Source organism: Salinivibrio socompensis S35 (assembly GCF_000513715.1).
In the GTDB taxonomy this organism is placed as follows: Bacteria; Pseudomonadota; Gammaproteobacteria; order Enterobacterales; family Vibrionaceae; genus Salinivibrio; species Salinivibrio socompensis.
The window spans coordinates 1-5413 of record NZ_AQOD01000140.1; the positions used below are offsets into that span (position 1 = coordinate 1).

Below are 5413 nucleotides of genomic sequence, written 5' to 3' on the forward strand. Positions count from 1 at the left end.
CGTGGACGTGTTGTTTTAGATATTAATATCCCGTCGATTGATGGGGTGTTGCTCGCACGCAGTTTACATACCAATACGCGCCCACCCTTTATCATCTTCACCACCGCTACAAAGAGCACGCCGCAGACGCTTTTGAACTTGAAGCGTTCAACTACTTACTTAAGCCGCTCAACGAAACGCGGGTTAAAGGCGTGCTCGATAAACTCGCTATCGCGGCGATCCCTGCAGACATGAACGCCAACCAAGGCCATACATTGCATTTAATGCGTGATAACCGGATCCGTATTACCGATACGGCTGACATTTTGTATGCCGCCGCCAACGAAAAGACCACCCTGGTGTATACCCCCGACGGCGAGTTCTATGTGCCCTACACCATCAGTGAATTGATGCACAACTCCCCGCCAACTTTTTCCGTTGCCACCGCTCTTATTGCGTCAACGTGGATAAAATCACTGAAATTGCACCAGGATTAAATAGTACTTACCACGTCTTTCTGCCCGGCATTCCCGACCCTGTGCTGGTCAGCCGCGGTAACCTGAAGGCATTTCGCGAACGCATGCAGTTGTAATTCATGCCGTCTCGCTGCAGTTCATGCCCACTAACTGCAGCTTATTTTATCTTTTTCACCTACTCTTGATGTGGGGGTTGAGGGTCGTATCTTGGAGGTGTTCCCAATAGATAAAACCCTGGAGCGTCACCATGAACGCACGTTTATCCCCCGGCATCAAAACCCTTATCGGTACTGTATTGGCTCAGTTTGCACTCGGCTCTGTGTATACGTGGAGTCTGTTCAACGCACCACTCGCAACCCAACTTGGCGAGCCTGTCAACCAAGTGGCGTTCACTTTTGGCATTATGACTCTCGCCTTGGCCATTGCTTCTTCCGTCTCTGGCCATTTACAAACACGATTCGGTGTCCGCCGCGTGACCATCGGTGCCGGTTTACTACTTGGCGCCAGCCTCGCGCTCACATCAGTTGTCAGTCAATTATGGTTACTCTACCTCACCGCGGGTCTTCTTATCGGCCTGGCTGACGGTACCGGCTACTTAATGACGTTATCTAACTGCGTGCGCTTTTTCCCGAAAAACAAAGGACTCGCATCAGCCTGTGCCATTGGCGCCTACGGCCTAGGTAGCTTAGGTTTTAAATACATTAACTTGTACTTTTTAGCCGCAGGGGGCGCAGCACTGAGTTTTCAAATGTGGGCAGTATTGGCCTGTGTGATGGTCGTCATTGGAGGCGCACTGATGCATGACGCACCACAACAAAAAACAGCTACAAACGGATCAGACGTCGATGCGCCTGCTGATTACACCCTCTCTCAGTGTTTTAAAACGCCACAGTTTTGGTTGCTTGCTACCGTATTCGTCACCATTTGTATGAGTGGCCTGTATGTGATCGGCGTTGCCAAAGATGTGGGTGAGCTTTACGTTCACCTTGATGCAACCACAGCCGCCGAAGCCGTAGCCATTATCGCCTTGGCGAATTTAGGTGGGCGTTTGGCGCTCGGCGTACTGTCTGATCGCATGGCGCGCAGCAAAGTTGTGGGTTTGGCGCTATTGGTCTGTGCGGCCGGCGTCGGTATGCTCCGCTTTATGCCACTTGATCAATATAGCTTCTATCTGTCGGTTGCTTGTGTCGCCTTTAGCTTTGGTGGGGCTATTACGGTATTCCCCACCTTGATGAGTGACTATTTTGGCATGAACCACCTCAGTCAAAATTATGGCTTTATGTACCTCGGTTTTGGTGTCGGTAGCTTTATGGGCTCTGTGATTGCGGCACTGTTTGGCGGTTTTGTCACCGCGTTCAGTGTGATGCTGGTAATGATCACTATATCCTTGTGCATTGCATTCACTATTCACTCGCCTAAACACATTAACGAGAGCATTAAGCATCACTGGCAGTTGGAGTCACCGACTAGCTAAGCATTGTTACGCGCTTGCCCTTCGTCTTAGCAATAATACGAGGGGCACCTCCTCCGATTTGATTAATAGCCATTAAGATTCTGTTTCAAGCCAATAACCCAAAAACCCAAAAACAAAGTGTGACAACGTCACATAAAGTGGCGCAGTTTACACTGTAAACCCGGTGATATGGTTGTTCGTTGATAAATCCACCGCCAAATACTGAATAACATCTCAATACCTTAACAACACTATTGATTGTTGTGGTGTCCTCGCCTAATTTAAAACCTCGGCAACGGGCCTTTCTCCCTCTTTTCTTGCTAGGTGTTACATGACACGGACGCGATTTATCACGCTTCACAGCAAAGTAGCGCTTATTTTTATCGTCGGTTTACTTGCCATAATTTTCAGTAGCCTTTTATTGACGCGCTATTTTTTCCTCTTCGGTATTGAACATCTAGAAGAAATAGAAATCACACGCGCGAACCAACAAGCGAGAGCCGTGATCCAACGGGTGATTGATAACCAGGTTGAATATGCCGTCGACTGGGCCTATTGGGATGATACCTATGCGCTACTTACAACAGGCAATAATGACTATGCGCAGAGGAACCTAACTGACGAGACGTTACTCGCGCTTGGTTTAGACATGATGGGGTTTGCCGACTTAAGCGGTGAAATCGTCGAAGCAAAAGTATTGGAAAAGACAGAGAATGGATCGATCATTAATGCGATATATCGCTCGCCTGCCGTCACAGCTCATATTCATCAACCACTCCCCGATAAAGAGTTGTCTTCGTTCGCTGGTTTACTGAAGCTTAAAGACCGCATTTGGGTGATCAGTCTCAACCCTGTGAGAGACAGCGCTGGCAACGCTCCGGCCGTCGGTTGGATGGTTTGGGGACAAGCACTGACTGGGCGGTTTCCCTCTGACTACAACAACATATTGGCGGGTAACAACCGACTCGCTGACAATGGCTCTGCAGCAGGAAATGGCTTTGCAACAGGAGAAGATACCGTTGGGCGTATTGTTCGCACTGACGATAAAATAACCCGATATACGTTTTTATACGATTTGAGTCACCGCCCTATCGTGGCCTTAGAAACAACCGAACCTCGCCGTTACTACCAAAAAGGAAAGCAAGTCTTTCAATACCTTCTTTGGGCCTTATTAGCGATCACTTCTTTTATTGCCTTATTGGTTTATCTACTTTATCGGCGCAAGATTGCGAGACAATTTATCTCTTTTGAGAGAAATGTCAGTGCATTACTGGGAGATACAGCCCCGCTCACAACAGAAAAAGATACGTTTACCCGCATCACTGAACAAATCGAGGCGCTGACGAGCATGTCTTCTCAAGCTGAACGACAGCTCAAAGAGACACTGTCTAAATTTGACGCCCTATACCACAACCAACACATGGGTATGATCCTTTTAGAACACGACCAGATTGTGGATGTGAATCAGGCACTACTGAACTTGCTAGGTCATCAACGCACACAGCTCATCAATGCTCCACTCGATATTCTGTTAAACAATAAAGACGGCACACTGTCTGATTTAAATGCCTTCCAACAGCAAGACAAACAAGACGTCACTCACTTTGAAACCAACCTACGCAGTGCCACCGGGCAAACCATTTCTTGCAATATAGAAGCGATGCGGCTAGATAATCAGGTGTCTCAAACCGTGATGCTGGCGGTGAAAGACATTAGCCAACAAAAACGACAAGCCGCTTTAATAGAAACGCTATCACACCATGATACCTTATCAGGTTTGCTCAATCGGCCCTCAACAACCAAAGCCTTAAATCAAGCCCTCACAGACAAAAGGGCCATCATTACCCTTTATGTGATTGCCACACGTCTTCGTGAAATCTACGAGATATATGGGCATCATGCCTATGACAATGCGGTAAAGCACATTGCTGATATGCTAAAGCAGCAGTTTCCACAGGCCGAGATCGGCCGGCTAAGCGAAAACGAGTTTATCGTTTTTACTGACCAAATAGCGGCGGATCAATTTGCTCCTCGGGCGAATACCGTGCTAAAAGTCAGTGCAAATCATTTATCCGAAACGACCGCAGACTTTGATATCGGCCTTAACGCCGCAATGATAGGGCCGGAGCTAGCGTTTACCCATTTTGAACCTCTCGTCCACTGTGGTTTTTATGCGATTGAGCAACAGTCGGTACCAAAGCACAATGTGACCATTGTTGATCAAGAGACCGTACAAGCTGCCAATGAGACATTAACCATTAATCGAAACCTGGTTACTGCACTGAAAAACGATGAGTTCACGGCTTTCTTTCAACCAATCGTTAACGCCACATCAAATCAAGTGATCGGCTTTGAAGCACTGGCACGTTGGTATCATCCAGAGCTAGGGACGGTGTCGCCCAGTATTTTTATCCCTTTGGCTGAGAAACACAAATTGATCGTTGAACTCGACGAACTGGTTTTAGAAAAAGCCTGTGCATTTTTACAACGCATGCAAGAGTATTGGAGTAAAAAGTCGCAGCACCGGCTCACCATTCATGTCAACCTCTCTAGCCCTCATTTTGGCACAAGTGCGCTGATGAATAATTTGCAGCGACTCATTAAGCAGTACCAACTCTCGCCTGGGCAGCTGGTGCTGGAAGTCACCGAAAGCATTCTACTCGGCGCTGATCAGGAGACGATTGAACGGATGCATGCCCTCAAGGCGCTGGGCGTCCAACTGGCTTTAGATGACTTCGGTACCGGCTATTCATCGTTTAGCTCGCTGTGTAATTTCCCGCTCGATATCGTCAAGTTGGATAAGTCGTACATGAGTGAAATTGAAACCAATGAAAAAGCTAAAACCTTGGTACGTAGCATCATCAATATGTCCCAAGAGCTCGGCATGACAACCGTTGCGGAGGGCGTGGAAACCGCGTCACAATTACGCATTCTTAACGTCTGGCGCGTCGATGAGATCCAAGGATTCTACTTCTTCAAACCCATGAGCGCCGAAAAAGCTTTAAGCACGTTTGGTAAGAGTGAGCAATAAAGATAGCGAGGTGACATGACATTATAAAACCAATGTTTATTTTTGACATCCAACTATACTAGTCCTGAATAAAGATTGGATGTTTAAACATGTCATTCATTTTAGCCATTTCCACATACTCGATATCTTTCCTAATGTTTTTAATCAAGGGTACAACCCAGGGCGAGCGCATGAGTGTTCATTTTTCAACCATCGCCGGAATACCTGCGGCTAAAACCTTCTCTAAGAAGCTGGGATTCATGAGACAGCGCTTCTGTTTGGCCACCAAGCTGATCTTGGTCGGCTCAGCCCGCACCATGTTTGAGGCCATGTGTCGCAGGCAGGCAAAGTTCGCGGCCCCATTGTCTTTATAAATTTGGCATGCGTCTTCCCCCATGTTGACATCTAACACCCAGTGCATGGCTTCAATGCCCCAATGCGAGCGAATAGCACGGCTTGCCTCATCGGCAGTCAGTGATTTTGAGCTGATATAGT

At 47.5% G+C, this 5413-nt stretch carries 5 protein-coding genes; 4 read left to right on the forward strand and 1 reads right to left on the reverse strand.

The features are described from left to right. Positions 1–191: 191 nt before the first annotated feature. From DZ54_RS23730 to DZ54_RS0114480, 4 genes are all read left to right on the forward strand, one after another. Complete coding sequence (locus DZ54_RS23730) at positions 192–476, forward strand: LytTR family DNA-binding domain-containing protein (RefSeq protein ID WP_025674854.1); 285 nt, start codon at positions 192–194, stop codon at positions 474–476. Continuing rightward, positions 443–571 carry a LytTR family DNA-binding domain-containing protein gene (locus DZ54_RS27565; protein WP_420804862.1) on the forward strand — a complete coding sequence of 43 codons (129 nt, stop codon included), beginning with the start codon at positions 443–445 and terminating at the stop codon, positions 569–571. Before DZ54_RS23730 ends, DZ54_RS27565 begins: the two co-directional genes overlap by 34 nt. A 131-nt stretch (positions 572–702) precedes the next feature. Beyond that, positions 703–1929 (forward strand): OFA family MFS transporter, encoded by a 1227-nt coding sequence (locus DZ54_RS0114475; RefSeq protein ID WP_025674855.1) that lies wholly within the window; start codon positions 703–705, stop codon positions 1927–1929. Positions 1930–2239: 310 nt separating this feature from the next. Then, positions 2240–4939, forward strand: a complete 2700-nt coding sequence (locus DZ54_RS0114480; protein ID WP_025674856.1) for a bifunctional diguanylate cyclase/phosphodiesterase — start codon at positions 2240–2242, stop codon at positions 4937–4939. Positions 4940–5117: 178 nt separating this feature from the next. Here the strand turns inward: DZ54_RS0114480 and DZ54_RS22115 are convergent. Beyond that, the coding region (locus tag DZ54_RS22115; RefSeq protein WP_037354701.1) for an ISAs1 family transposase at positions 5118–5413 on the reverse strand (296 nt) is incomplete at its 5' end.